Genomic DNA, 693 nt, shown 5'->3' on the forward strand with positions numbered 1-693 from the left:
ATACTTTCCTTTTTATTACTAGGGAAATATTCAGTATCTAAGTCATCAATGATGTCTGCTAACTCTTCATCCTTTTTAGGATTTGCATTTCCTTTCCATTCGATATAAAGAAACAAGGCATCGGGAAACAATACCTTGCGATTCCCCTTTATGGTAAGTAATTCTTTTTCCATAAAGTATACCTCTTAAAGATTTATTTTGGTTGCCAAAGATAAGTAACGATTGTACTTATCGCAGAACCAACACATAGTGCGATTGCAATCCACATTAGCCAATCAAGTGCTACTGTTCGTTTCTTATCTCCCATCATTAACAAGGCTGAAGCAACTAAACCGAATACTACTGCAGCTCCTGGGAATATAATACGCAACATACCTGCAACGTCATTAAGCGTATTTGTTGCTTCATTAGCTGGATTAGCAGCCCCATTTCCTCCAGTTTGCTCCGCAAAAGCAAGTGATGCAGAGTTTAACGTTAACAAAGCAGTCATTCCTAGTGTTGATGCCTTTGTCTTTACGTTGTTCAAAAATGTGTTTTCTTTCAAAACAGCCTCCTTAAATTTTAATATCTGTAGTCTACAATATTTCATCTACGAGTCACAACCTAGTGACACCCCTTAAGAAGTAAGCAAGTAGTTACCATACTCCTCTGAAGGTATCCGTTTGACACTAATATGCGTCTGACGCCTATCTT

Annotated in this window: 1 protein-coding gene; it reads right to left on the bottom strand. The window is 37.7% G+C overall.

Annotated elements, in window-relative coordinates:
• Nucleotides 1-193: 193 nt before the first annotated feature.
• Entirely contained in the window at nucleotides 194-544 is a 351-nt protein-coding gene (locus O3670_RS10955; RefSeq protein ID WP_371596178.1) for a TrbC/VirB2 family protein, read from the bottom strand.
• Nucleotides 545-693 lie beyond the last annotated feature (149 nt).

Origin of the sequence: Streptococcus sp. 27098_8_74 (genome assembly GCF_041431705.1) — a bacterium.
GTDB lineage: Bacteria > Bacillota > Bacilli > Lactobacillales > Streptococcaceae > Streptococcus > Streptococcus salivarius_E.